Origin of the sequence: Streptacidiphilus sp. PB12-B1b, from assembly GCF_014084125.1 — a bacterium.
GTDB lineage: Bacteria > Actinomycetota > Actinomycetes > Streptomycetales > Streptomycetaceae > Streptacidiphilus.
This window is the reverse complement of sequence record NZ_CP048405.1, coordinates 6668598-6692730: the sequence shown is the minus strand read 5'-3', so window position 1 is coordinate 6692730 and position 24133 is coordinate 6668598. Positions and strand designations below refer to the sequence as shown.

Below are 24133 nucleotides of genomic sequence, written 5' to 3'. Positions count from 1 at the left end.
ATACCGCTGGCCGAGAGTCGAATACTTGCGGCCCTCCACGGGCGGGCCGAGGATCGCAACTAGGAGAGCAGGGAACCCAGATGGCGGAGCTCACGATCCGGCCGGAGGAGATCCGGGACGCGCTGGACACCTTCGTCCAGTCGTACCAGCCGGACGCCGCCTCGCGTGAAGAGGTCGGCACTGTCACCTACACGGCTGACGGCATCGCCCGGGTCGAGGGTCTGCCCTCGGTCATGGCGAACGAGCTGCTCAAGTTCGAGGACGGAACCCTCGGGCTCGCGCTGAACCTCGACACCCGCGAGATCGGTGTCGTCGTCCTCGGCGAGTACAGCGCAATCGAGGAGGGCCAGACGGTCCGCCGCACCGGCGAGGTCCTGTCGGTCCCCGTGGGCGAGGGCTACCTCGGCCGCGTCGTGGACCCGCTCGGCCAGCCGATCGACGGCCTCGGCGAGATCGAGTCCCACGGCCGCCGCGCCCTGGAGCTGCAGGCTCCCGGCGTCATGGTCCGCAAGTCGGTGCACGAGCCGATGCAGACCGGCATCAAGGCCATCGACGCGATGACCCCGATCGGCCGCGGCCAGCGCCAGCTGATCATCGGCGACCGCCAGACCGGCAAGACCGCGGTGGCGATCGACACGATCATCAACCAGCGCGACAACTGGCGCTCGGGCGACCCGAAGAAGCAGGTCCGCTGCATCTACGTCGCCATCGGCCAGAAGGGCTCGACCATCGCCTCCGTGCGCGGTGCGCTGGAGGAGGCGGGCGCGCTGGAGTACACCACCATCGTGGCCGCCCCGGCGTCCGACCCGGCCGGCTTCAAGTACCTCGCCCCGTACACCGGTTCGGCCATCGGCCAGGAGTGGATGTACGACGGCAAGCACGTCCTCATCATCTTCGACGACCTGAGCAAGCAGGCCGAGGCGTACCGCGCCGTGTCGCTGCTGCTGCGCCGTCCGCCGGGCCGCGAGGCCTACCCGGGCGACGTCTTCTACCTGCACTCCCGCCTGCTGGAGCGTTGCGCCAAGCTGTCGGACGAGCTGGGCGCGGGCTCGATGACCGGTCTGCCGATCATCGAGACCAAGGCCAACGACGTCTCGGCGTACATCCCGACCAACGTCATCTCCATCACCGACGGCCAGTGCTTCCTGGAGTCCGACCTGTTCAACGCCGGCATCCGCCCGGCCGTGAACGTCGGTATCTCGGTCTCCCGCGTCGGTGGCTCCGCGCAGATCAAGGCCATGAAGTCGGTGGCCGGCCGCCTGCGTCTGGACCTCGCCCAGTACCGCGAGCTGGAGGCGTTCGCCGCCTTCGGCTCCGACCTGGACGCGGCCTCCAAGGCGCAGCTGGAGCGCGGCGCCCGCCTGGTCGAGCTGCTCAAGCAGGGCCAGTACCAGCCGTTCCCGGTCGAGGAGCAGGTCGTCTCGGTCTGGGCCGGCACCACCGGCAAGCTGGACAACGTCCCGGTCGCGGACATCCGCAAGTTCGAGCGCGAGTTCCTCGACTACCTGCGCCGCGAGCACAAGGGTGTGCTGACCACCATCGTCGAGACCAGCAAGCTCGAGGACGGCACGATCGCCTCCCTGACCGAGGCCATCGCTTCGTTCAAGAAGGAGTTCACCACCTCTGAGGGCGCGCTGCTCGGCGACTCGGCCTGACGAGAGACGGAAAGGACGGTAACGACCCATGGGAGCACAGCTTCGGGTCTACAAGCGCCGGATCCGCTCTGTCACCGCGACGAAGAAGATCACCAAGGCGATGGAGATGATCTCCGCGTCGCGCATCATGAAGGCGCAGCGCGCGGTGGCAGCCTCCTCCCCGTACGCGGACGAGCTGACCCGCGCGGTCACCGCGGTGGCGACGAGGTCCAACGCCAAGCACCCGCTCACCTCCGAGCCGGAGTCCCCGGTGCGGGTGGCGGTGCTGGTGGTCACGGCCGACCGCGGTCTGGCCGGCGGCTACTCGGCCAACGCGCTCAAGGCGTCGCAACTGCTGGTCGACCGGCTCACGGCCGAGGGCAAGCAGGTGCAGCAGTACGTCGTGGGCCGCAAGGGCGTGGGCTACTTCGCCTTCCGCAACCGCGAGGTGGCGAAGGCGTGGACCGGGTTCTCGGACAAGCCGACGTACCAGGACGCCAAGGATGTCTCGGCCGACCTGATCGACGCGTTCGTGACCGACACGGCCGAGGGCGGCGTCGACGAACTGCACATCGTGTCGACCGAGTTCGTGTCCATGCTCACGCAGAACGCGGTGGACGTGCGGCTGCTCCCGCTCCGGCTGGAGGAGACGCAGGCCGCGGCGCAGGAGCAGGGCCCCTTCCCGCTGTACGACTTCGAACCGTCGGCCGAGGGCGTCCTGGACGCCCTGCTGCCGCGGTACGTCGAGAGCAGGATCTACAACGCGCTGCTGCAGTCGGCCGCCTCGGAGCACGCCGCCCGCCGGCGTGCGATGAAGAGCGCGACCGACAATGCGGGAGACCTCATCAAGTCGCTCTCGCGGCTTGCCAACTCGGCCCGACAGGCCGAGATCACCCAGGAAATCAGCGAGATCGTCGGTGGCGCCAGCGCCCTGGCCGACGCGAACGCGGGGAGTGACTGACAATGACTGCCACTGTTGAGACCGCGACGGCCACCGGCCGTGTCGCGCGGGTCATCGGTCCGGTCGTCGACGTGGAGTTCCCCGTCGACGCCATGCCGCCGATGTTCCACGCCCTGCACGTCGACGTCGACGCGCCCGACGGCACCGGCCGCAAGGTGCTGACCCTCGAGGTCGCGCAGCACCTCGGCGACGGCCTGGTCCGTGCCATCTCGATGCAGCCCACCGACGGCCTGGTCCGCGGCGCCGGTGTCACCGACACCGGCAGCGCGATCTCGGTGCCGGTCGGCGACATCACCAAGGGCAAGGTGTTCAACGCCCTCGGCGAGGTCCTGAACGTGGACCGGGCCGAGTTCGACGCCCAGGTCGAGACCCGCTGGCCGATCCACCGCACCGCCCCCCGCTTCGACCAGCTCGAGTCGAAGACCGCGATGTTCGAGACCGGCATCAAGGTCATCGACCTGCTCACCCCGTACGTCCAGGGTGGCAAGATCGGCCTGTTCGGCGGTGCCGGTGTCGGCAAGACCGTCCTCATCCAGGAGATGATCTACCGCGTCGCCGAGAACTTCGGTGGTGTGTCGGTCTTCGCCGGTGTCGGTGAGCGCACCCGTGAGGGCAACGACCTCATCGAGGAGATGAAGGACTCCGGCGTTCTGGACAAGACCGCGCTGGTCTTCGGCCAGATGGACGAGCCCCCGGGCACCCGTCTGCGCGTCGCCCTGTCGGCCCTGACCATGGCCGAGTACTTCCGCGACGTGCAGGGCCAGGACGTCCTGCTGTTCATCGACAACATCTTCCGGTTCACCCAGGCCGGTTCCGAGGTGTCGACCCTGCTGGGCCGCATGCCCTCGGCCGTGGGTTACCAGCCGAACCTGGCGGACGAGATGGGCCTCCTGCAGGAGCGCATCACCTCGACCCGCGGTCACTCGATCACCTCCATGCAGGCGATCTACGTCCCCGCGGACGACCTGACCGACCCGGCCCCGGCCACCACCTTCGCCCACCTCGACGCGACGACGGTTCTCTCCCGTCCGATCTCCGAGAAGGGCATCTACCCGGCCGTCGACCCGCTGGACTCCTCGTCCCGCATCCTGGACCCGCGCTACATCGCGCAGGACCACTACGACACGGCCGTCCGCATCAAGGGGATCCTGCAGAAGTACAAGGACCTCCAGGACATCATCGCCATCCTCGGTATCGACGAGCTGAGCGAGGAAGACAAGACCACCGTCTACCGCGCCCGCCGCATCGAGCGCTTCCTCTCGCAGAACACCTACGTGGCGAAGCAGTTCACCGGCGTCGAGGGTTCGACCGTCCCGCTCGACGAGACCATCCACGCGTTCAACGCCATCGCCGACGGCAAGTACGACGCCGTTCCGGAGCAGGCGTTCTTCATGTGCGGCGGCATCGACGACCTGGAGCGCAACGCCGCCGAGCTGGCGAAGAAGTAACCGCTTCTTCCAGGGCCCGGCACCGAGGGGCGGCCCCGTACGGGACCGCCCCTCGGCGCGCTTCCGGTGAGCTGATCACCGGACACCTCCCCGGGTGCACCGCCGGCCGGGGGGAACGTTATTCTTTCCGCAACCCGGGCTTCACGGCACGGGCATCAAGACCGAGGAGCCCACTGTGGCTGAGCTGCATGTCGAGCTGGTCGCGGCCGACCGCAAGGTCTGGTCGGGCGAGGCCACGATCGTCCTTGCCCGTACCAAGTCCGGTGACATCGGCATCCAGGCCGGGCACACCCCCGTCCTGGGCGTCATGGAGTCCGACCCGGTGACCATCCGGCAGGCCGACGGCACGACCGTGGTCGCGGCCGTCCACGGCGGCTTCCTGTCCTTCGCGGACAACAAGCTGTCGATCCTGGCCGAGGTCGCCGAACTCGCCGACGAGATCGACGTCGAGCGTGCCGAGCGTGCCCTGGCGGCGGCCAAGTCCGATGCGGAGGCCGCGGCCCAGCGCCGCGCCGCCGTCCGGCTCCAGGCCGCGACCAACCGCTAGGCGCTTCTCGAACTACTTGTACGATCAGTGCACGCTGTACGACCGGTCCCGGGGCACGCGAGTGGCCCCGGGACCACTGCGTCCCCGCACGGGAGAACGAGAGTTACCCCAAGGGCGGCGCGGCAGTTGAAGAGGCACAGAAGTCATAGCGGTTTCCGGGCGCCGGCCGACACGCGAGGAGGTGGCAGGGCATGGTCCTCGCAGTGGTGATCGTCATCGCGGTCCTGCTGGCCGTCCTGATCGGGCTGGGCGCGTTCGCGCTCCGGCGCCGGCTGATCCAGCGGGCCGGCGGCACCTTCGACTGTTCGGCGCGGCTGCGGATGCCGCCGCTCACCCCGGCCGGCCCGGACGCCCCCGCCGAGGCGGGCGCCGCGCCCGCCGACGCCCCGCTGCCCTCCGGCTCCGCGCCCGCGCCGGTCTCCGCCGACGACGGCGGCAAGGGCTGGGTGTTCGGCATCGCCCGCTACAACAACGACTCCGTCGAGTGGTTCCGGGTCTTCAGCTACGCCCCCCGGCCGCGCCGGGTGTTGCAGCGCTCCCGGATCGAGGTGCTGTACCGGCGCACCCCCGAGGGCCAGGAGGAGCTGGCGCTGCTCTCCGGAGCGGTCGTGCTGACCTGCCTGCACGCCGGTGAGCCGCTGGAGCTGGCGATGAGCGAGGACGCCCTGACCGGCTTCCTGGCCTGGCTGGAGGCGGCCCCGCCCGGCCAGCGGGTCAACGTCGCCTGACACCCCTGCGCCACAGACCCCCGCGCTACGCTCGCGGCATGGTCAACCTCACCCGCATCTACACCCGTACCGGCGACGACGGCTCCACCGCGCTCGGCGACATGAGCCGGACCCGCAAGACCGACCCCCGGCTGGCGGCCTACGCCGACAGCAACGAGGCCAACGCCGCCATCGGCGTGGCGATCGCCTGCGGCGGCCTGGACGAGGACGTCACGGCCGTGCTGACGCGCATCCAGAACGACCTGTTCGACGTCGGCGCCGACCTGGCCACCCCGGTCGTCCCCGACCCGGAGTACCCGCCGCTGCGGGTGCTGCAGAGCTACGTGGACCGGCTGGAGCAGGACTGCGACCGCTTCAACGCCGAGTTGGAGAAGTTGCGCAGCTTCATCCTGCCCGGCGGCACCCCCGGCGCGGCCTACCTGCACGTGGCCTGCACCGTGGTCCGCCGGGCCGAGCGCAGCACCTGGGCCGCGATCGAGGCCCACGGCGACAGCGTCAACCCGCTTGCCGCGACCTACCTCAACCGCCTGTCCGACCTGCTGTTCATCCTCGCCCGCAGCGCCAACAAGGCCGTCGGCGACGTGCTCTGGGTGCCCGGCGAGAACCGCTAGCCGCCGACGGCGCCCGGCACTGCCCGTACGATGCCGGGATGGAACGCTTGCGAGTGGTGGGTGGATCGAGGCTCGCGGGGCGGGTGCAGGTCCCCGGCGCGAAGAACAGCGGGCTCAAGCTGATGGCTGCGGCGCTGCTGGCGGAGGGGGAGACCCGGCTGGGCAACCTGCCGCGGATCCTCGACGTGGAGATCATGGCGGAGCTGCTGCGCCGCATGGGCTGCACGGTCACGCTGGAGTGGTCGGCCGAGCCCGGCGACCACACCGGCACGGCCGTCATCGACGTCCCCGCCGATCCGGGCCACGAGGCCGACTACGACCTGGTCCGGCGGATGCGGGCGTCCATCGCCGTGCTGGGCCCGCTGCTGGCCCGCTGCGGCCGGGTGAAGGTGGCCCGGCCGGGCGGGGACGCCATCGGCTCGCGCGGCCTGGACATGCACATCGACGGGCTCACCAGGCTGGGCGCGGAGATCACCAACGAGCACGGCTTCCTGCTCGCCTCCGCCCCGGCCGGGCTCCGCGGCAGCACCGTCGAGCTGGACTTCCCCAGCGTCGGCGCCACCGAGAACATCCTGATGGCGGCGGTGCTGGCGGAGGGCGGCACGGTCATCGACAACGCCGCGCGCGAGCCGGAGATCGTCGACCTGTGCCGGATGCTGGAGGCCATGGGCGCGAAGATCGGCGGCGCGGGCAGCTCCACCATTGAGGTGCAGGGCGTGGACCGGCTCTCGCCGGTGGCGTACGAGACGCTGTCGGACCGCATCGTCGCCGGGACCTTCGCGGTGGCCGCGGCGATGACCCAGGGCGACATCAGCATCGGCCACGCGCACGCCGAGCACCTGCGGATCGCCCTGGACAAGCTGGTGGCCAGTGGCGCCGAGGTGACCGACCTGGACGACGGCTTCCGGGTGGTGATGGAGCGCCGCCCGCGCGCGGTGGACGTGGTGACGCTGCCCTACCCGGGCTTCGCCACCGACCTGCAGCCGCAGTTCGCCGCACTGAACTCGGTCGCCGAGGGTGTGTCGATGATCACAGAGAACATCTTCGAGGCCCGCTTCGTCTTCCTCCAGGAGCTGGCCCGGCTCGGCGCGCAGGTGCGCACCGACGGCCACCACGCGGTGCTGCGGGGCATCCCGCGGCTCTCCGGCGCGCCGGTGCGCTCCACCGACATCCGGGCCGGGGCCGGGCTGCTGCTGGCCGGGCTGGTCGCCGAGGGCCCGACCCTGGTCTCCGAGATCCACCACATCGACCGGGGCTACGCGGGCTTCGTGGAGCAGCTCACCGGCCTGGGTGCGGACGTCACCCGGGAGCCCGACCCGGACCCGTTCTGACGCCGCCTCCGACCCCGCCGACCGGCCCGGTCAGGTCTGGTTGCGGCCGTGCAGCAGGCTGCGGGCCTGCGGGGCCTGGTCGCCCCAGACCATGATCCGCAGGCCGTGGGTGGTGCGCACCAGGGTGTTGCGCACGCCCGCCCGGTCCAGCAGCGCGCCCAGCCGCAGCGCCTCGGCGTCGTCGGCGGGTGCGGCCACCGGCACCAGCAGGCCGTACTCGTCCGGGCTGCCGGGGCGCGGCACCCGGGGGACGAACGAGCGGCCGCCGCGCGCGGCCCAGCGGTACAGCACGATGATCACGCCCACCACGGCGAACGGCAGCACCAGCTGGAGCAGGGGGTCGAGTCGGCTCACCCTCCTATTCTCCGGCGTTCGGGCCCGCGCCAACCCTGTCGAGGGCCTGCTTTCGGCCGACTTCCGGACATCCCGGGGCCGCCGGGCCACCGGTCCGGGCGCGGGGGCGCTGCGGCCGGGCGCTAGATTCCTCCGGAGGCACTCAACGACGAGAGGGACACCACCGTGGCCGAGCAGATCGCTGTCATCGGAGCCGGGCTCATGGGCTCGGGCATCGCCCAGGTATCCGCGCAGGCGGGGTACGACGTGGTCCTGCGCGATGTGACCCAGGCGGCGCTGGACCGGGGGGTGGCCGGGATCACGGCCTCCTACGAGCGCTTCGTCGCCAAGGACAAGCTCACCGCCGAGGCCGCCGAGGCGGCGCTGGCGCGGATCACCACCACCACCGAGCTGGAGGACGTCGCCGGGGCGGACATCGTCGTGGAGGCGGTGTTCGAGCAGCTGGAGGTCAAGCAGGAGGTCTTCCGGGCGCTCGACCGGATCGTCAAGCCGGGCGCGGTGCTGGCCACCAACACCTCGGCCATCCCGATCACCCACATCGCCGCGGTGACCGAGCGCCCGGAGTCCGTGGTCGGCGTCCACTTCTTCTCGCCGGTGCCGATGATGCAGCTGTGCGAGCTGGTGCGCGGCTACAAGACCAGCGACGCCGCGCTGGCCGCCGCCCGGGCCTTCGCCGAGGGCGTGGGCAAGACCTGTGTGGTCGTCAACCGCGACGTGGCCGGCTTCGTCACCACCCGGCTGATCACCGCCCTGGTGGTGGAGGCGGTCAAGCTCTACGAGTCCGGCGTCGCCACCGCCGAGGACATCGACACCGCCTGCCGGCTGGGCTTCGGCCACGCCATGGGCCCGCTGGCCACGGCCGACCTCACCGGCGTGGACATCCTGCTGCACGCGGCCCGCAACATCTACAACGAGACGCAGGACGAGAAGTTCGCCGCGCCCGAGATCATGGCCCGCATGGTCACCGCCGGGGATCTGGGCCGCAAGAGCGGCCGCGGCTTCTACGGCTACGACGCGGCCAAGTAACCGGCGTCGCCGTAACGGTCGTCACAACGGGCCGCAGTCCCGGGTGAGCTTGATCACCTGGGACTGCCGCGCCGTGCGCGATGCACAATAATCGGCCGTACTTGCGACATGGGAGGAAAAACCCTCACTCGAACGAGTGATTTCCCGTCAGATTTCGCCGTGGCCAGCAACTCGGACAGCTGGTTCCGCGTCAGATGGGAGAAGCAAGGACACTTGGACCCTCGGCATGCCACGAAGGAGCGGATATGCGGATCAGGGGTGACCACGACGAGCTGGCCATCGAGGGGCGCCTGGACGTCCGCACCGCCGCCGACGCCCGCTCCGTGCTGCACCGCGCCGTCGACCACGGCCACGGCGACCTGGTCCTGGACCTCTCCGGCCTCGACTCCTGGGACGCCACCGGCCTGGGCGTGCTGATGGGCACCCACCGCCGGGCCGGCCGCTGCGGGCGGCGGATGGTGCTCCGCGGCATCCCCCCGCAGCTGCAGCGGCTGCTGGTGGCCACCAAGCTGCACCGCATCCTGGCCATCGAGGGCTACGTCCCGGACGCCCCCGAGCTGAGCGCCGACCTGGCCGTCGGCCTCGCCCCGGAGCTGTCCGCACCGGCCCTGCCGGTGTCCACCGGGTGACCGTCCCGTAACGGTGTGACGGCTGCCCTCGCCTCCGGTGCGCAAATGGTGAAGAGTGTGCAACGGTCTGCGTCACGGCGCCGGAACGCCGCGCGCGGACGGGAGAATGTGCCCGCACTGCGCACTGCGTACGTAACCGGGGGCGAAAGAGGAACATGAACCCGCATGTGGTGGGGGATGGCGACGACTCCGCGACCCGATCCCTTCCCGAGAGCCAGGCTTCGACCGAGCCCCCGGCCGAGACCCCGACCGTCTCCATGCCGACCGTCGAACGCGCCCCCGGAGCCGAGTACGAGCACGGGTCCATACCCGACGGCGCCGCCGCCAACCTGCCCGTGCGCTACGCCGCCACGGCCTCCACCGAGGTCGCCCGCAGCGCCGGGACCGCCACCACCGTGCAGACCTCGCTGCTCGCCGTCGAGCCCTCCTGGGACGATGCCGTCGACGGACCGGCCGACGGCAGCACCCGCACCGGCAGCATCGTCGTCGGCGACCTGCTGGTCCACGTCAACGCCCCCGACGGCACCTCCGTCGGCGACTGCCCGGCCGACCGGCGCCCGCAGCCCTCGCTGATCGCCCCCGACGCCTCCGCCCGCCCCCGCGCCACCGGCGGCCACCTGCTGGAGCGCGACGCCCTCTGCGACCGGCTCCGGGACCGCCTCGGCCAGGGCCGCTGCGTCCGGCTCACCGGCCCGGCCGGCTCCGGCCGCACCGCCGTGCTGGACACCGTCGCCGCCGCCTGCGCCGGGGTCGCCCCGGCGGGCGTCGTCCAGCTCTCCGGCTACCGCCGGACCGCCGCCGACCTGCTCCAGGAGCTGTTCGCGGCCACCTACCGCGCCCCCGGCTACCGGCCCGGCCGCGACCGGCTGCCCGCGCTGCTGCGCGGCGTCGGCGCGGTCGTGGTGGTGGACGACATCGAGTTCGGCGCCGAGGCGCTGGAGGAGCTGCTCTCCGCCGCCCCCGAGTGCGCCTTCCTGGTCTCCGCCACCCCGGACGTCAGCGCCCCGGTCGCCAGCTCGCGGATGGAGGAGGTCACCATCCCCGGGCTGTCCCGGCAGGCCAGCCTCTCGCTGCTGGCCCGGCTGGCCGGACGCTCGCTGGACGAGACCGAGCGCGCCTGGGCGGTGGACCTGTGGTTCGAGTCCGAGGGGCTGCCGCTGCGCTTCGTCCAGGCCGGGGCGCTGCTGCGGCACCGCGAGGCCGCCATCGAGGCGCTCGCCGCCGGGCTCCCCGGGCCCGACTGGGAGGGCATCGGGCCCGTCGAGGGCGTGGAACTGCTGGACACGCAGCGGGTCTCCGGCACGCTGGTCGATCCGGCGGCCGGCCCCCGGCCCACACCCGGCGGCTTCGACGCCTACGTCAGCCAGCACGAGTCGGTGGGCGAGCCGCCGCCGGACCCGGTGCCGCTGCCCTCGGTCGCCGAGAGCGCCGCCCCGGCCGTCCGCATCGCCCGCGGCCTCAGCGACCCCGCCCGCCGCACCCTGCGGCTGGCCACCGCGCTCGGCGGCGAGTGCCCCACCGCCCCGCACCTGCCGGCCCTGGTCGACGTCGGCCACGGCGAGGCGGCGCTGGAGGAGCTGGTCGAGGCCGGGCTCGCGGTCGCCACCGGGGTGCACCACCGGCTGGTGGACGGCGTGTGCGAGCTGCTCGCCGACGAGTGGCCCGGCAGCGACGCCGCCCGCGAGGCCGGGCAGCACTTCGTCTGGTGGACCGGCCACGCCTCGGTGACGCCGGAGCAGATCGCCGACGAGGCCGAGGTGCTGCTGGCCGCCATGCGCGCGGACCGGGAGGCGGGACGCCACGCCAAGGTCGTCCTGCTGGCCCGCGCCGCCGCGCCCTCGTTCGCGCTGTCGCTGCGCTGGGGCGCCTGGGAGCGGGCGCTGCGCTTCGGCCTGGAGTCCGCCCGGGTGACCGGCGCGGTCGCGGAGGAGGCGTGGTTCCACCACGAGCTGGGCGTGCTCGGGCTGTGCGTGGGCGCCTACGACCGCTCACGCGCCGAGCTGGAGGCCTCCATCGCCCTGCGGGCCGCCCTGGGCGACGTCAGGGCCGCCAGTGCCGGACGCACCACCCTGGCCCTGCTGGAGGGCTCCATGCGGGCGCTGACGGCGGGCCCGGTCGTGCTCGCCGCCGCCGGACCGCCCCGCGGCGGCCTGCGCCGGCTCGCCGGGCGGTCGGACCGCGCCCCCGGCGACGACGCGCCGGTGAGCCGCCGTCAGATCGCCGCGGCGGTGGCCGGTGTCGTCCTGATGGGCGCACTGGGCTCCGGCATCGCCCTGGCCGTGGGCGCGTTCCGGCACCCGGACAACAGCGCCGGGGTGAAGACCGTCCCGGTGGTCACCCAGACCGGCGCGCCGAGCACCCCCGGCGGCGGCAGTGCGGGTCCGGGCGGCGCGAGCGGTTCGGCCTCCGCCTCGGCGTCCAGTCCGGGCGCGGTGGGCGCCCCGCAGACCCAGCCCGCCGGGGCCACTCCCGACGCCGGTGCCACGGCCACCACCACGCCCAGCCCCAGCACCACCCCCAGCCCCCCGCAGTCGAGCGCCCCGGTGACGCCCCCGCCGACCCACGCGTCATCCCCGCCGCCGACGAAGTCGCCGACCGTGCCGCCGCCCACCACGCCCCCGCCGACGACTCCGCCGCCGACGACCCCTCCGCCGACCACGCCGCCGCCGACCACGACGCCTCCGGTGAGCACCGGCGGCACCGGGACCACCGGGACCACCGGCACCGCCGGTACCTCCGCCACCCCCTGAGGCCGGGTCAGAACAGCTTGAGCTTGTCGTCCTCGATGCCGCGCAGCGCGTCGTAGTCGAGGACGACACAGCCGATGCCGCGGTCCAGGGCCAGCACCCGCGCCTGCGGCTTGATCTGCTGGGCGGCGAAGACGCCCTTGACCGGCGCCAGCAGCGGATCGCGGTTCAGCAGCTCCAGGTACCTGGTCAGCTGCTCGACGCCGTCGATCTCGCCGCGGCGCTTGATCTCGATGGCGACGGTCACGCCCTCGCTGTTGCGGCACAGGATGTCGACCGGGCCGATCGCGGTGGGGTACTCGCGCCGGATCAGCGTCCAGCCCTCGCCGAGGACCTCCATCCGGTCGGCGAGGAGTTCCTGCAGGTGCGCCTCGACGCCGTCCTTGATCAGTCCGGGGTCCACGCCGAGTTCGTGCGAGGAGTCGAGGGCGACCTCCTCCAGGGTGATGATCAGTTTCTCCCCGGCCTTGTTCTCCACCGTCCACCGGCCCTCCTCCTCCTTGAGGGTGCAGGGCGGCGACATCCAGTTGAGGGGCTTGTAGGCGCGGTCATCCGAGTGGATGGCGACGCTGCCGTCGGACTTCACCAGGATGAGCCGCTGGGCGGACGGCAGGTGGGCGGTGAGCCGTCCTGCGTAGTCGACGGAGCAGCGGGCAATCACGAGACGCATGGCCGACCACGCTAGCCCACGGAGGCCATTCGGAGCGATTCGGCGGCGGACCGGCCCGGGCGGAAACCGTCCGGGCGCGCGGGCGCGTTCAGCCGGAGAAGTGAGCCGTCCGGTCCGGACGCGCGCCGCGGTCGTGCTCCTGTCAGATCAGGAGTGGCCAGATCCGCATGCGGCGATCTGGTGCAACTGCGTTCGGCGGCCTACGGTGAGTAACGGCCTGGTGCGGAGAGGGGGCACGCAGCCAGTGGAGATCCCCTTGTGTCCCACTTGATCACCGGTGGCCCGGCAGAGGGGGAATAGTCCGTTCCGCCCCGTCGGATGCCGGATTCCTGGGACGCTTGTTCGTGCGCATCAACCGCACGGCATGCGTGACAGGTTCGGTTCAAAGGCACGTCCGTCCAGCGCCAAAACGTTCCGCCCCGCACCACCACCTCGAGGCCGCCCGGTCTGCGAGGTCCGCGAGAGGAGAACCCATGTCGCTCGACGTCTCACCGGCCCTGCTCGAAAAGGCCGAGCGAGGCGAGGTCGATGAAAGGGAATTCGTCGACTGCGTCCGCGTCTCCCTGCCCTACGCCTGGGGACTCATCAGTTCGCTGGTGGCCCAGCAGAAAGTCGACGGCAGTGAGTTCGCCGACAACCAGGTTCCGCCGCCCTCGGAGCAGGCCCGTGGCCAGTTGCTCCGCGCGTTGGCGAGTGATGCGATCAGGGGATCGCTGGAGCGGCACTTCGGTGTCCGCCTGGCGTTCCAGAACTGCCACCGGGTCGCGGTCTTCCCGCTCGGACCGGGGTCTGACGACCGCTATGCGCTCTTCACCTCGATCCGTGCCCAGGTGCTCAACCAGTCGGAGGAACTGAGGGACTGCTAGCCCCCGCCCTCCCAGCAAGCCGATCGACCCGTCGGTGTAGGCCGCGTACGAGACCGGCCCCCACCGACGGGCCGGGCCACGGCTCACAGCAGCAGCGGCAGGACCTCCGAGCCCAGCCGCTCCACGTTCCGCAGGGTGGACTCCCGGTCACCCGAGCCCTCGACCAGCAGCGCGAAGCGCCGCACCCCGGTCCGCTCGGCGGTCGCCGCCAGCCGGTCCGCACACAGCTGCGGGGTGCCCACGGCGTGCAGCCCGCAGAGCAGCTCGGTGTACTCGCGCGGATCGCGCATCCGGCGCTCCCGGCCGTCCACCGTGCGGTGCGCCGACAGGCCGTAGTGGAACCAGGCGGGCATGGACTTGAGCAGCACCCGCTTGGCCTCCGCGCCGCTGTCCTCGACCTGGGCCACCCCGGCGGCCATGTGCTCCGACTCGATCCGGTCGATCTCGTCGGGCGTGCGCCCGGCCTCGCGCGCCGCCGTCCGGTACGCGGCGACCATGCCGGCCTTGTCCTCGTCCCCGGAGTGCATGCCCAGCAGCATCGGCACGCCCTGCTGCGCCGCCAGTCGGACGGTGCCCAGCGAGGTGCAGGCGACCATTACCGGCGGGCCGCCCGCGGTCGCGGCCGCCGGGCCGCGCGCACCGGCGTACTCGGGGCCCCGGCGCCCGCCGGGGGCCGGGAACGGCAGCGGGTGCTCGTCCGCCCGGGGCACCACCGCCACCTCGGGGAAGCGGTAGCGCGGGCCGTCGGCCCCGACCCGCGCCGAGCGCAGCCAGCGCAGCAGCAGCTCCAGCGACTCGGCGAAGCCGTTCTCGTAGGCGTCCACGCCGGTGCCGAAGACGTCCAGGTCCACCCAGGGGCCGCCGCGGCCGACGCCCAGGGTGAACCGGCCGCCGGAGGTGAGGTGCAGCAACGCGGCCTGCTCGCCGAGGGAGACCGGGTGCTGCGTCGGCAGCACGCTGACCGCCGTGCCGACCCGGATCCGCTGGGTACGGCCCAGCAGCAGCGCGGCCAGCGTGGTCGCGGACGGGCAGACGCCGTACGGCACGAAGTGGTGCTCCGCCAGCCAGACGCTGTCCAGGCCCGCCTCCTCGGCGGCGACGGCGGCCGACACGGCGCGGTCCAGCGCCTCGGCGTGGCCCTGGCCCGGGAACTGCGCGGCCAGCAGGAACGCCCCGGTGCGGATGGGCGGCGGCTTCACGGCGGTGGGGCCGGGGACGGCCCTGGGGGCCACCCGCTGCCTGGGCACCCGCACGGTGGCGACGGCGCCTTCATGTCCGGCTCTGGCCGACATGGGAATCAACTCCTCGGTCCCGCGGGGAACTTCGGTCCCGCGCCTCCCTCTGGAGTAACTCATGTCATGTGCCGGTGGCACCATGATTTGGGCTCGCCGACCGCGATTACGGGTGGAATTGGGGTCCGGCCCTGGTGCACCTGAGCAACCTGTGCTAATGCGGACTTTTCGCCGGTGTCACCTCGTACCCTGGTGGGGACCAGCATGCCTGCCTGCCCAGGGAGAAACGTGTCACCGCGCCGAAGCCGCCCCCGTGGGAGCGAACCCGAGAAGCCGCGTTCGAGCGAGGGCGGCAGCGGCGGGGGCTGGTTCCTGGAGCAGACGCAGAGCTACCGGGGCGAGGACTGGATGGTCCGCCCGGTCGCCGGGGACAGCGGCAAGTTCTACCGCTGCCCCGGCTGCGACCAGGAGATCCCGCCCGGCGTCGGCCACCTGGTGGCCTGGCCGACCTCCGGCGTCGGCGGGCTCGGCGGGGTCGAGGACCGCCGGCACTGGCACCGGGCCTGCTGGAACGCCCGCGAGCGGCGCGGCGCGGCCGTCCAGCGCGGGCGCAACGCGCCGAGGCACTGACCTCGGCCGCTGCCGGGCGGGGTCAGTGCCTCAGGCGTCCCGCTGGCGCAGCAGCAGGTAGCCGCCGGCCAGGCAGACCGCCACCCAGGCCAGGCAGACGAAGAAGCCCTCCACCGGCCCGTAGGGGGAGTTGGTGCCCGCCACCACCTGCACCATCTGCTGGCCCGCCCGGTCCGGGAAGTACCGGGCCACGGTCTTGACCTTGGGGACGTTGCCGAGGATCGGCGAGATCAGGAAGAAGAACGGCATCAGCAGCCCCAGCGAGGCCACCGGCTTGCGCAGCATGAAGGCCACGCCGAGCGACAGCTCCGCCAGCAGGGTCATGTAGACCGCCATGGCCAGGACCGCGCGCAGCACGTGCGGGGCGCCCAGCGAGGTGCTGTGGCTGCCGAGCAGTGCCTGGCCGATGAAGAACGCGGTGAAGCTGGTCACCAGCGCCACCGGCAGCACCAGTGCCAGCACCACGGCGGCCTTGCTCAGCAGCAGCGTCCAGCGCCGGGGCACGGCCGACAGGGTGGTCCGGATCATCCCGGTGCTGTACTCGTTGCCGACCACCAGCACCGCGAAGACGATCAGCGCCAGCTGCCCCAGCAGGATGCCGGAGAAGCTGGTGGAGGTGGCGTCGAAGGTGGCCCGGTCGGTGGGGCTCATGGTGTGCCACTGGCTGTTGGTGAGCGCGGAGATGCCCGCGCCCAGGCCCACGGTGACCACGAAGGTGATCGCCAGCGTGATGACGGTGGATCTGACCGTCCTGACCTTGGTCCACTCGGAGAGCAGGACCGCTCCGGAGTTGGCCATCTCAGCTCTCCTTCTTCCATCCGGCGCCCCAGCCGGAGCCCGGCTCGGCGGTGACCGCCCCGGTCGGCGCGGCGGTCCGGGTCTCCCCGTTCGGCCGGGTCTCCCCGTTCGGGCCCTGGTGCGCGTGCCGGTCCGGCTGCGGGGCGGCGCCTCGGTCCGGGCCGGCGCCGGTGCGGTAGACCACCGAATCGGCCGTCATCCGCATGAACGCCTCCTCCAGCGAGGCCCGCTGCGGGCTCAGCTCGTGCAGCGCCAGGCCCCGGTCCCGGGCCAGGTCGCCGATGACCGCGGCGTCGGCGTCCGGCACCTCGTACGCGCCCGCGTGCGCGCTGTCCGTGGACGGCTTGACGCTCAGCCCGGCGCCGGTGAGCGCGTCCAGCAGGGCCTCCGGCTCGGGGCTGCGGACCCGGACGTAGCTGTGCGAGTTCTGGTCGATGAAGTCGTCCATCGAGAGGTTGGCCAGCAGCCGGCCCTGCCCGATGACGACCAGGTGGTCGGCGGTGACGGCCATCTCGCTCATCAGGTGCGAGGAGACGAAGACCGTGCGGCCCTCCTCGGCCAGCGACTTCATCAGGTTGCGGACCCACAGGATGCCCTCCGGGTCCAGCCCGTTGACCGGCTCGTCGAAGAGCAGCACCCGCGGATCGCCGAGCAGCGCGGCGGCGATGCCCAGCCGCTGGCCCATGCCCAGCGAGAAGCCCCCGGAGCGGCGCTTGGCGACCTCCCGCAGCCCCACCAGGCGCAGCACCTCGTCCACCCGGCGGGTCGGGATGCGGTTGCTCTGGGCCAGCCAGAGCAGGTGGTTGTAGGCGCTGCGGCCCGGGTGCACGGCCTTGGCCTCCAGCAGCGCGCCGATGTGCTTGAGCGGCTCGTTGAGCTGGGCGTAGTGCTTGCCGTCGATGCTGACCCGGCCGCTGGTGGGCCGGTCCAGGTCCAGCATCATCCGCATGGTGGTGGACTTGCCCGCGCCGTTCGGGCCGAGGAAGCCGGTGACCACGCCCTGCGGCACCTGGAAGCTGAGGTGGTCCACGGCGAGCGTGTCGCCATACAGCTTGGTCAGCTCGTGGACCTCGATCATCGCCGCTCCCTGCTCGCCGGTCACTCTCCGTCAGACTAGGACAAAGCAGCGGGACGCGCCCGACAAGCACGCCCTGCGCCACCTAGGGTGGCCGACATGACGACCGAGCCGCTACCCCCTCTCTCCGCCCTCGCCGTCCGCGAGTCCGGTTCCGGCACGCCGCTGGTGCTGCTGCACGCCTTCCCGCTGTCCTCGCGGATGTGGCAGGCGCAGCTGGACGACCTGCCCGGCCGGGACGGCAGCGGGGCCCGGGTCCTCGCGGTGGACCTGCGCGGCTTCGGCGGCACCGACCTCGGCCCGGACCGCCCCTCGCTGGACCTGCTCGCCGACGACCTGGCGCTGCTGCTGGACCGGGCCGGCATCGACCGCGCGGTGGTCGGCGGGCTCTCGCTCGGCGGCTACACCGCCATGGCCCTGGCCCGCCGGCACCCGCACCGCCTGGCCGGGCTGCTGCTGGCGGACACCAAGGCCGCCGCCGACACCGAGCAGCAGCGCGCCAACCGGGAACGGATCGCCGCCGCCGTCCTCGCCCGCGACAGCGTCCGGCTGCTGGTGGACGAGCAGCTGCCGTCGCCGCTGCTGGGCGCGGGCGCCGCCGAGCGCGATCCGGGGCTGGTCGAGCGGGTCCGGGCGATGATCGAGGAGGCCGCGCCGGCGAGCGTCGCCTGGATGCAGCGGGCCATGGCCGCGCGCCCCGACAGCCTGGCGGCGCTGGCCCGGCTGGAGGTGCCGGCCGCGGTCGTGGTCGGCGAGCTGGACGCGATCACCCCGCCGGCGGACGCCGAGGCCATGGCCGCGGCGCTGCCCGACGCCGTTCTGACCGTCATCCCGCAGGCCGGGCACCTCTCCGCGCTGGAGGCCCCGGACGCCTTCAACGCCGCGGTACGGGCGCTGCTGCGGCGCGTGGGCTGACCGCCCCGCTCAACGCCCGGCCTGACGCGCCCGGCAGACGCCGAAGGCCCCTGGACCGCGCCCTGGCGGGCGGGGTGAGGGGCCTTCGGCGTCGTACCCGGGGTGACGCCGGGTCAGCGCGACTGCTGCGCGGGCACACCGCGGGTCAGGTCGTCGTCCGGCAGGGACGCGGCGGCGACCGCGGCACCCGTCAGCGTCGCCAGCATCTCGCGGACGTTGGTGAGCTGCGCGTTGATGCTGTCCCGACGGTTGGTCAGGGCGGCCAGCTCGCGCTCGGACTCGCTGCGGATCCGGTCGGCCTTGGCGTTGGCGTCGGCCACGATGTCCTCGGACTGGCGCTGCGCCGTCTCGACGGTCTGACGGGCCCGGCGCTCGGCGTCGGTCCGCAGCTTCTCGGCCTCCAGCCGCAGCTGCTCCGCGCGGTGCTCGATCTCCGCGAGGCGCTTCTCGGCCTTGGCCTGACGGGCGGCCAGGTCGCGCTCGGACTGCTCGCGGCGCTTGGCCAGGTTGGTCTCGAAGTCGTGCGCGGCCTGGGAGGCCTTGGTGCGGGTCTCCTCGAAGAGGGCGTCCGCCTCCTCGCGCTTGGTCTGCGCGTCCTTGGTCGCCTCGGCGCGCAGCTGGGTCGAGTCGCTCTTGGCCTTCTCGACGATCAGCTGGCCCTCGTCCTCGGCCTTGGCCTTGCGGTCCTTGGCGTAGGACTCCGCCTCGCTGCGGACCTGCTGCGCGGCGGCCTCGGCCAGCTCGCGGTGCTGCTCGGCGGCCCGACGGGCCTCCTCGCGCAGGTCCTTGGCCTCCTCCTCGGCCAGACGCAGGATCTTCTCGACCCGCGCGCCGAGCCCGGCGTACGAGGGCTCCGCGTCGGAGACCTGGGCCTGCGCGTTCTGGGTTTCGAGGTGCAGCTCCTCGATCCGCTTCTCGAGCGCGGTGATGCGGGCGAGGGCGCTGTCCCGGTCTGCAATCAGCTTGCTGATGCGTTCGTCGACCTGAGCACGCTCGTACCCACGGCGCACGGTGTCGAAGCCGTGCGGAGAGTGTGGATCGCTCATGGGGTTCGGTTCCTGTCGTATGCCCGGTGAGGTGTGAGGTGATAGGGCGAATCCTGGCACGGATTCGGAGTGTCATCGGCCGAAAGCCGATGAAGAGTGGAGAATGACCGCTCAATCGGGTGGTGCAACGTCACTTCTTTTGCCACCCGCGCGGGTGGGGCCTGCGCCGACGCCCGCCGGGGCACTGCCCCGGCCGCCGCCCGGCCTGCCGCTCCCGTTGCCCCCGTTGCCCCCGTTGTTCTTGCCCGATGCGGTCCCTGACGGAGCCTCGAAGGACTCCAGGGCCTGCAGGACGTCCTGCACCCGGGCGATCTCGGTGTTGATGTCCTTGCGGCGGTTGACGAGCTCGTCCAGGTCACGGCGCCCCTCGTCGGTGATCCGCTGAGCCTCGTTCAGAGCCTCGTCGGTGAGCTGCTCGGCCTCCTCGCGGGCCCGGGTCAGCTCGGCCTCGGCGGCCTGCACGGCCTCCTTGCGGATGCGCTCCGCTGCTTCGGCGGCAGCCGCGCGCAGCTGCTCCGCCTCCTCCTTCGCGGTCTTCAACTGCTCCGCCGCCTCGGCCCGCAGGGCCGCCCCCTTGGCGGTGTCGTCGGCGAGCTTCTGCTCCGCCTCCTTGAGCAGCCCCTCCGCCTTCCGCACGGCGGCGATCCGGACCCGGCTCGCCTCCGTCGAAGCTTCCGACTGCGTCTGCGCAGCCTCGCGTTCGGCCGTGGAGAGCAGCTCACCGGCCTTCTCCTCGGCGTCGGCCACCAGCTTGGCCGCACGCTCCTGGGCCTCGCCCAGGGCCAGCGCGGCCTCCCGCTTGACGTCCTCGACCTGCTCGGTCGCGGCCGACACCAGCTTGTCGACGCGCTCGCCGGCCGCCTTCATCGCCTCGGCGGACTCCTTGCGGGCCCGCTCGTGCAGCGCGGTGGTCTCGACGTCGGTCCGCTCGCGCAGCTCCTCGGCGCGCTCGCGGATGGCGGTGGAGTCCCGGCGGGCCTCCACCAGCATCACGTCGGCGTCCTTGCGGGCCTGCTCGACCAGGGCCGCGCCCTCGGCCGCGCCCTCGGTGACCAGCCGGTCGGCCTCCTTGCGGGCGGCGGACACCATGGCGTCGGCCTGCTCCTCGGCGGCGGCGGTGGTCGCCAGCGCGGCGGTCTCGGCCTCGGTGGTGATCTGCTCGGCGGTCTCGGCCGCGGCGATCCGCACCGCGCCGGCCTCCTTGCGCAGCCGCGCGGCCTCGGTCTCGGCCTCGGCGCGCAGGGCGTCGGCGGCGGTCTCCGCCTCGGCGGCGATCCGCTGGGCGTCCTCGCCCGCGGCGGTCCGCACCGCCTGCGCCTCGGCGCGCAGCCGGGCGGCCTCCGCCTCGGCGTCGGCCAGCAACGCGCGGGCGGCGGCCTGGGTGTCCGCCCGCAGCCGGGCGGCGGCCTGCTCGGACTCCACCCGCAGCGCCTCGGCGGCGGCCGCGGCCTCGGCGCTGATCCGCTGGGCCTCCTCGTCGGCCGCGACCCGCACCGCCTGCGCCTCCGCCCGCAGCCGGGAGGCGGCCTGCTCGGTCTCGGCCCGCAGCGCCTCGGCGGCGGCGGTGGCCGCCGCCCGCACGGACTCCGCCTCGGCCTCGCCCTCGGCCAGCGCCCGCTCGGCCTCCGCGCGCAGCCGCGCGGCCTCGGTCGTCGCCAGGTCCCGCACCTGCCCGGCCTCGGTGGCGACGCTGTCGCGCACCTCCTGGGCGTGCTCCTCGGCCTGGCTGCGGACCAGCGCGGCCTCGCGCTCGGCGTCCGCCCGCAGCTGGGTGGTCTGCGCCTCGGCGGCCTCGTACATCCCGGCGACCGACTGGCGCACCTCGGCGGCCTCGTCCTCGGCGGCGGCGATCGAGGCGATCGCGTTCTGCTCGGCCTCGGCCCGCAGCCGCGCGGCCTCGGTCGTCGCCAGCTCGCGGACCTGCCCGGCCTCGCGCTCGGCGTCGGCGAGCAGCTTGCGGGATTCGGCCTGGGCCGTCCGCAGCTCCTCGGCGGCGTCGCCGCGCTGGCGCTGCGCCTCGGCCAGCTCGGCCTCGGCGGCGGCCTCGTCCAGGGCCCGCTGCCGCTCCAGCTCCGCGGTGACCTCGGCGGCCTCGGCCTGCGACTCGGCCCGGACCCGGGCCGCCTCCTCCGACGCCTCGGCGCGCAGCCGGGCGGCCTCCTCCCGTGCCGCGCCCAGGAGTTCGCCGCGCTCGGCCTCGGCTTCGGTGATCTGCCGGTCGAGTTCGGCGAGGCGTTCGGCGGCCCGGGCTTCGGTCTCGGTGTGCAGGCGTGCGGCTTCTTCGCGGGCGGCGTCCAGGAGTTGGACGCGTTCGGCCTCGGCCTCGGCGCTGTGCCGGTCGAGTTCGGCGAGGCGTTCGGCGGCCTGGGCTTCGGTCTCGGTGTGCAGGCGTGCGGCTTCTTCGCGGGCGGCGTCCAGGAGTTGGACGCGTTCGGCCTCGGCCTCGGCGCTCTGCCGGTCGAGTTCGGCGAGCCGCTCGGCTGCCCGGGCCTCGGCCTCGGCGCGCAGCCGGGCGGCCTCCTCCTGCGCCGCGCCCAGCAGTTGCGTGCGCTCGGCCTCGGCCCGGGCGTTCTGCCGCTCCAGCTCCAGTACGCCCTCGGCGACCTGCGCCTGCGCCTCCACCCGGGCCGCGGCCACCTCGGCGGTGACCTGCTCGCGCAGCTCCGCCGCGAACGCCTCGGCCTCGGTCCGGGCCCGGGCGGCGGCGGCCTCGTCGGCCTCGGCCAGGGCCCGACGGCGCTCCAGCTCCTCGGTGGCCCGCGCGTACGCCTGCCGGGACTCCTCGGACAGCCGCTTGGCCTCGGCCGACGCCCGCTCGCGGACCTCCCGGGCCTCGCCCTTGAGGTGCTCGGCGGTGGCCGACGCCTCCTCCACCCGGGTCGAGGCCAGCTGCTCGGCCGCCCGCAGCACCTCGTCCCGCTCGCGCGCGGCCTGGGCGCGCAGCTCGGCGCTCTCGCTCTCGGCCAGGGCCAGCCGCTCGGCCGCCGCCTGCTCCGCGGCCCCGGCCGTGGAACGCTCGATCTCGGCGACCCGCTCGCGGTGCTCGTTCTCGGCGTCCGTACGGCGCTTCCGGGCCTCGGCCACCTCGGTCTCGGCCTCGGTGCGCAGCCGCTCGGCCTCGGCGCGGGCGCGGGCCAGCACCGCCTCGGCCCTGGCCTGCACCTCGGTGGCCTGCTCGGTGGCGCGCTCCCGCAGCTTGGCCAGCTCCACGGCGGCGCCGCCGCGCAGCTCGTCCGCGTCGGCCTTGGCCCGGACCAGCAGCTCCTCAGCGGTGCGGGCGGCCTCCTCGATCTGCGTGACGGCCTGGCGGCGGGCGTCGGCCCGGACCCGCTCGGCCTCCTTCGCGGCCTCGGCGCGCTGCTCCTCGGCCTCGGCCCGCAGCCGCGCCGCCTCGTCCTGGTGCGCCTGGATCTCGTCCAGGGCGCTGCCCTGGGCGCGCTCCGCCGCCGCGCGGCTCTCCGCGCGCAGCCGTTCGACCTCGGCCCTGGCCTCGGCCCGGACCCGCTCGGCCTCCTCGGCGGCGGCGGCGCGCAGCTGCCCGGCCTCCTCGGTGGCCCGGCCGATGACGTCCTCGGCGGTGCGGGCGGCCTTGGCCAGGTGGACGGTGGCGTTGGCGGCGCCCTCGGTGCGGCCGGCCTCGACGGCCTCCACCCGCAGCTGCTCGACCTGCACCTCGGCGTCGTCCAGCAGCTGCTGGGCCTCGGCCTTGAGCTGTTCGGCGGCGGCCTTGACCTGCTCGGCCTCCTTGGTGGCGGCCGCGACCATCCGGGCGACCTCGGCCTTGGCGGTCGCCGCGCGCGCCTCACCGGCGGTCTCGGCGTCGGTCAGCCGCTTGGCGGCGGCGGCCTCGGCGTCCGCCCGCAGCTCCTCGGCGGCCTGCTCGGCGGCGGCGCGCAGCTCCTCGGCCTCACGGCGGTAGCGCTCGGCCTCGGCGACCAGCTCGGCGCGTTCGCGCTCGGCGGCGGCCTGGGTGTCGGCGGCGGCCCGGCGCAGCGCGTCGATCTCGGCCTGGGCCTGCTGCAGCTGCTCCCCGGCCTCGCTGTGGGCGCTGCTCTTGACCCGCTCGGCGCCTTCGGCGGCCTGCTGGGCCTGGGCGGCGGCGGCCGTCAGCAGCCGTTCGGCCTCGGTCCGGGCGCGCTGCAGCACCTGGTCGGCCTCGGCCCGGGTGGACTCGACGTCCGCGGCGACCTGCGAGGTGGCCTGCTCGGAGACGGCCATGGCCTCGGCCCGGGCCACGGCCAGCAGCCGCTCGGCCTCGGCCCGGGACTCGTCCAGGACGCGGCGGGCCTGCTCCTCGGTGCCCACGCGGGCCTGCTCGGCCCAGGAGACGTTCTCGTTGACGTGCCGTTCGGCGTTGCGGCGCAGCTCGGCCAGTTCGGCTTCCAGGTGGCGGCGCCGGTTGTCGGCCTCGGCCTGCCACTCGGCCTGGAGCCGGGCGCTGCGCTCGGCCGCCTCCTGCATGACCCGCTGGGTGATGTTCTGGGCTTCCAGGCGCATCCGCTCGGCGTCCGCGCGCAGCTGCTCGGCCTGCATCTCGGCGTTGCGGAGGATCTGCTCGGCCTGGCCGGCGACGGAGTCGAAGGCGCGCGGCTGGGCCAGCTGCCGCCGTGCCTCGTGCAGCTTCGCCCGAAGGACCTCGACCTGGTAGGCGAGGTCTTCGGCATGCGTGACGGCCTTCTCCCGCTCCGTTCGCAGCCGATCCATCTCGGCCTCGAACTTGGAGAGGTGATCGTCAACCTCGTAGCCGTCGTAGCCCCGCACGCCGCGGTCCCATCCGTCTCCTGGTCGGGTCGCCACTCACGTACGGAACGGGTGAGTCCCGTTCCGCCGTCCGAGTGAGCTCCATGATGAACTCGTGCTCTGCGGTTAATGGTGACAGATCACG

20 protein-coding genes are annotated in these 24133 nt (G+C 73.4%); 13 read left to right on the top strand and 7 right to left on the bottom strand.

Annotated features, from left to right (window positions below):
• Positions 1–80: 80 nt before the first annotated feature.
• The 7 genes from atpA (at position 81) to murA (ending at position 7260) form a co-directional block, all read left to right on the top strand.
• Positions 81–1655 carry a F0F1 ATP synthase subunit alpha gene (gene atpA, locus GXW83_RS29070; protein ID WP_182446017.1) on the top strand — a complete coding sequence of 525 codons (1575 nt, stop codon included), beginning with the start codon at positions 81–83 and terminating at the stop codon, positions 1653–1655.
• 28 nt (positions 1656–1683) lie between these two features.
• Positions 1684–2595, top strand: coding sequence for a F0F1 ATP synthase subunit gamma (locus GXW83_RS29065; RefSeq protein WP_182446016.1), 912 nt, complete (start codon positions 1684–1686; stop codon positions 2593–2595).
• A 2-nt stretch (positions 2596–2597) separates the two neighbouring features.
• Positions 2598–4043 carry a F0F1 ATP synthase subunit beta gene (gene atpD, locus GXW83_RS29060; RefSeq protein ID WP_182446015.1) on the top strand — a complete coding sequence of 482 codons (1446 nt, stop codon included), beginning with the start codon at positions 2598–2600 and terminating at the stop codon, positions 4041–4043.
• Positions 4044–4218: 175 nt separating this feature from the next.
• A complete protein-coding gene (locus GXW83_RS29055) occupies positions 4219–4590 on the top strand; it encodes a F0F1 ATP synthase subunit epsilon (protein ID WP_182446014.1) in 372 nt (123 codons plus the stop codon).
• A 191-nt stretch (positions 4591–4781) separates the two neighbouring features.
• Positions 4782–5318, top strand: a complete 537-nt coding sequence (locus GXW83_RS29050) for a DUF2550 domain-containing protein (RefSeq protein ID WP_182446013.1) — start codon at positions 4782–4784, stop codon at positions 5316–5318.
• A 38-nt stretch (positions 5319–5356) separates the two neighbouring features.
• Positions 5357–5929 carry a cob(I)yrinic acid a,c-diamide adenosyltransferase gene (locus GXW83_RS29045; protein WP_182446012.1) on the top strand — a complete coding sequence of 191 codons (573 nt, stop codon included), beginning with the start codon at positions 5357–5359 and terminating at the stop codon, positions 5927–5929.
• A gap of 38 nt (positions 5930–5967) precedes the next feature.
• The gene (gene murA / locus GXW83_RS29040) at positions 5968–7260 is read left to right on the top strand and encodes a UDP-N-acetylglucosamine 1-carboxyvinyltransferase (RefSeq protein WP_182446011.1); all 1293 of its coding nucleotides are present in this window, start codon (positions 5968–5970) and stop codon (positions 7258–7260) included.
• A 30-nt stretch (positions 7261–7290) separates the two neighbouring features.
• Here the strand turns inward: murA and GXW83_RS29035 are convergent, their stop codons facing one another.
• On the bottom strand, positions 7291–7614 hold the full coding sequence (locus GXW83_RS29035; protein ID WP_182446010.1) for a hypothetical protein: 324 nt from the start codon (positions 7612–7614) through the stop codon (positions 7291–7293).
• A gap of 165 nt (positions 7615–7779) precedes the next feature.
• On the opposite strand from GXW83_RS29035, the gene GXW83_RS29030 reads away from it, so the two are divergent.
• The 3 genes from GXW83_RS29030 (at position 7780) to GXW83_RS29020 (ending at position 12019) form a co-directional block, all read left to right on the top strand.
• Positions 7780–8640 carry a 3-hydroxyacyl-CoA dehydrogenase family protein gene (locus GXW83_RS29030; protein ID WP_182446009.1) on the top strand — a complete coding sequence of 287 codons (861 nt, stop codon included), beginning with the start codon at positions 7780–7782 and terminating at the stop codon, positions 8638–8640.
• Positions 8641–8885: 245 nt separating this feature from the next.
• Positions 8886–9269, top strand: a complete 384-nt coding sequence (locus GXW83_RS29025; RefSeq protein ID WP_182446008.1) for an STAS domain-containing protein — start codon at positions 8886–8888, stop codon at positions 9267–9269.
• A 155-nt stretch (positions 9270–9424) separates the two neighbouring features.
• Positions 9425–12019 carry an ATP-binding protein gene (locus GXW83_RS29020; protein ID WP_182446007.1) on the top strand — a complete coding sequence of 865 codons (2595 nt, stop codon included), beginning with the start codon at positions 9425–9427 and terminating at the stop codon, positions 12017–12019.
• Between the two features lie 7 nt (positions 12020–12026).
• On the opposite strand, the gene nucS is transcribed toward GXW83_RS29020, so the two are convergent.
• Complete coding sequence (gene nucS, locus GXW83_RS29015; protein ID WP_182446006.1) at positions 12027–12686, bottom strand: endonuclease NucS; 660 nt, start codon at positions 12684–12686, stop codon at positions 12027–12029.
• Positions 12687–13159: 473 nt separating this feature from the next.
• On the opposite strand from nucS, the gene GXW83_RS29010 reads away from it, so the two are divergent.
• A complete protein-coding gene (locus GXW83_RS29010; RefSeq protein ID WP_182446005.1) occupies positions 13160–13552 on the top strand; it encodes an SCO5389 family protein in 393 nt (130 codons plus the stop codon).
• 83 nt (positions 13553–13635) lie between these two features.
• Here the strand turns inward: GXW83_RS29010 and GXW83_RS29005 are convergent, their stop codons facing one another.
• Positions 13636–14736: an LLM class flavin-dependent oxidoreductase gene (locus GXW83_RS29005; protein ID WP_182447627.1), complete on the bottom strand. Its 1101-nt coding sequence runs from the start codon at positions 14734–14736 to the stop codon at positions 13636–13638.
• 336 nt (positions 14737–15072) lie between these two features.
• Here GXW83_RS29005 and GXW83_RS29000 point away from each other — a divergent pair, with 336 nt between their 5' ends.
• Entirely contained in the window at positions 15073–15414 is a 342-nt protein-coding gene (locus GXW83_RS29000; protein ID WP_182446004.1) for an ATP/GTP-binding protein, read from the top strand.
• A 30-nt stretch (positions 15415–15444) separates the two neighbouring features.
• Here the strand turns inward: GXW83_RS29000 and GXW83_RS28995 are convergent, their stop codons facing one another.
• Positions 15445–16212 (bottom strand): ABC transporter permease, encoded by a 768-nt coding sequence (locus tag GXW83_RS28995; RefSeq protein ID WP_182446003.1) that lies wholly within the window; start codon positions 16210–16212, stop codon positions 15445–15447.
• Position 16213: 1 nt separating this feature from the next.
• On the bottom strand, positions 16214–17290 hold the full coding sequence (locus GXW83_RS28990; RefSeq protein ID WP_182447626.1) for an ABC transporter ATP-binding protein: 1077 nt from the start codon (positions 17288–17290) through the stop codon (positions 16214–16216).
• Between the two features lie 96 nt (positions 17291–17386).
• Between GXW83_RS28990 and GXW83_RS28985 the strand changes: the two genes are divergently transcribed.
• Positions 17387–18202 carry an alpha/beta fold hydrolase gene (locus GXW83_RS28985; protein ID WP_182446002.1) on the top strand — a complete coding sequence of 272 codons (816 nt, stop codon included), beginning with the start codon at positions 17387–17389 and terminating at the stop codon, positions 18200–18202.
• A 113-nt stretch (positions 18203–18315) separates the two neighbouring features.
• Here GXW83_RS28985 and GXW83_RS28980 read toward each other — a convergent pair whose 3' ends face one another.
• Complete coding sequence (locus tag GXW83_RS28980) at positions 18316–19248, bottom strand: cellulose-binding protein (RefSeq protein ID WP_182446001.1); 933 nt, start codon at positions 19246–19248, stop codon at positions 18316–18318.
• Between the two features lie 111 nt (positions 19249–19359).
• Positions 19360–24009, bottom strand: a complete 4650-nt coding sequence (locus GXW83_RS28975) for a hypothetical protein (protein WP_182446000.1) — start codon at positions 24007–24009, stop codon at positions 19360–19362.
• Positions 24010–24133 lie beyond the last annotated feature (124 nt).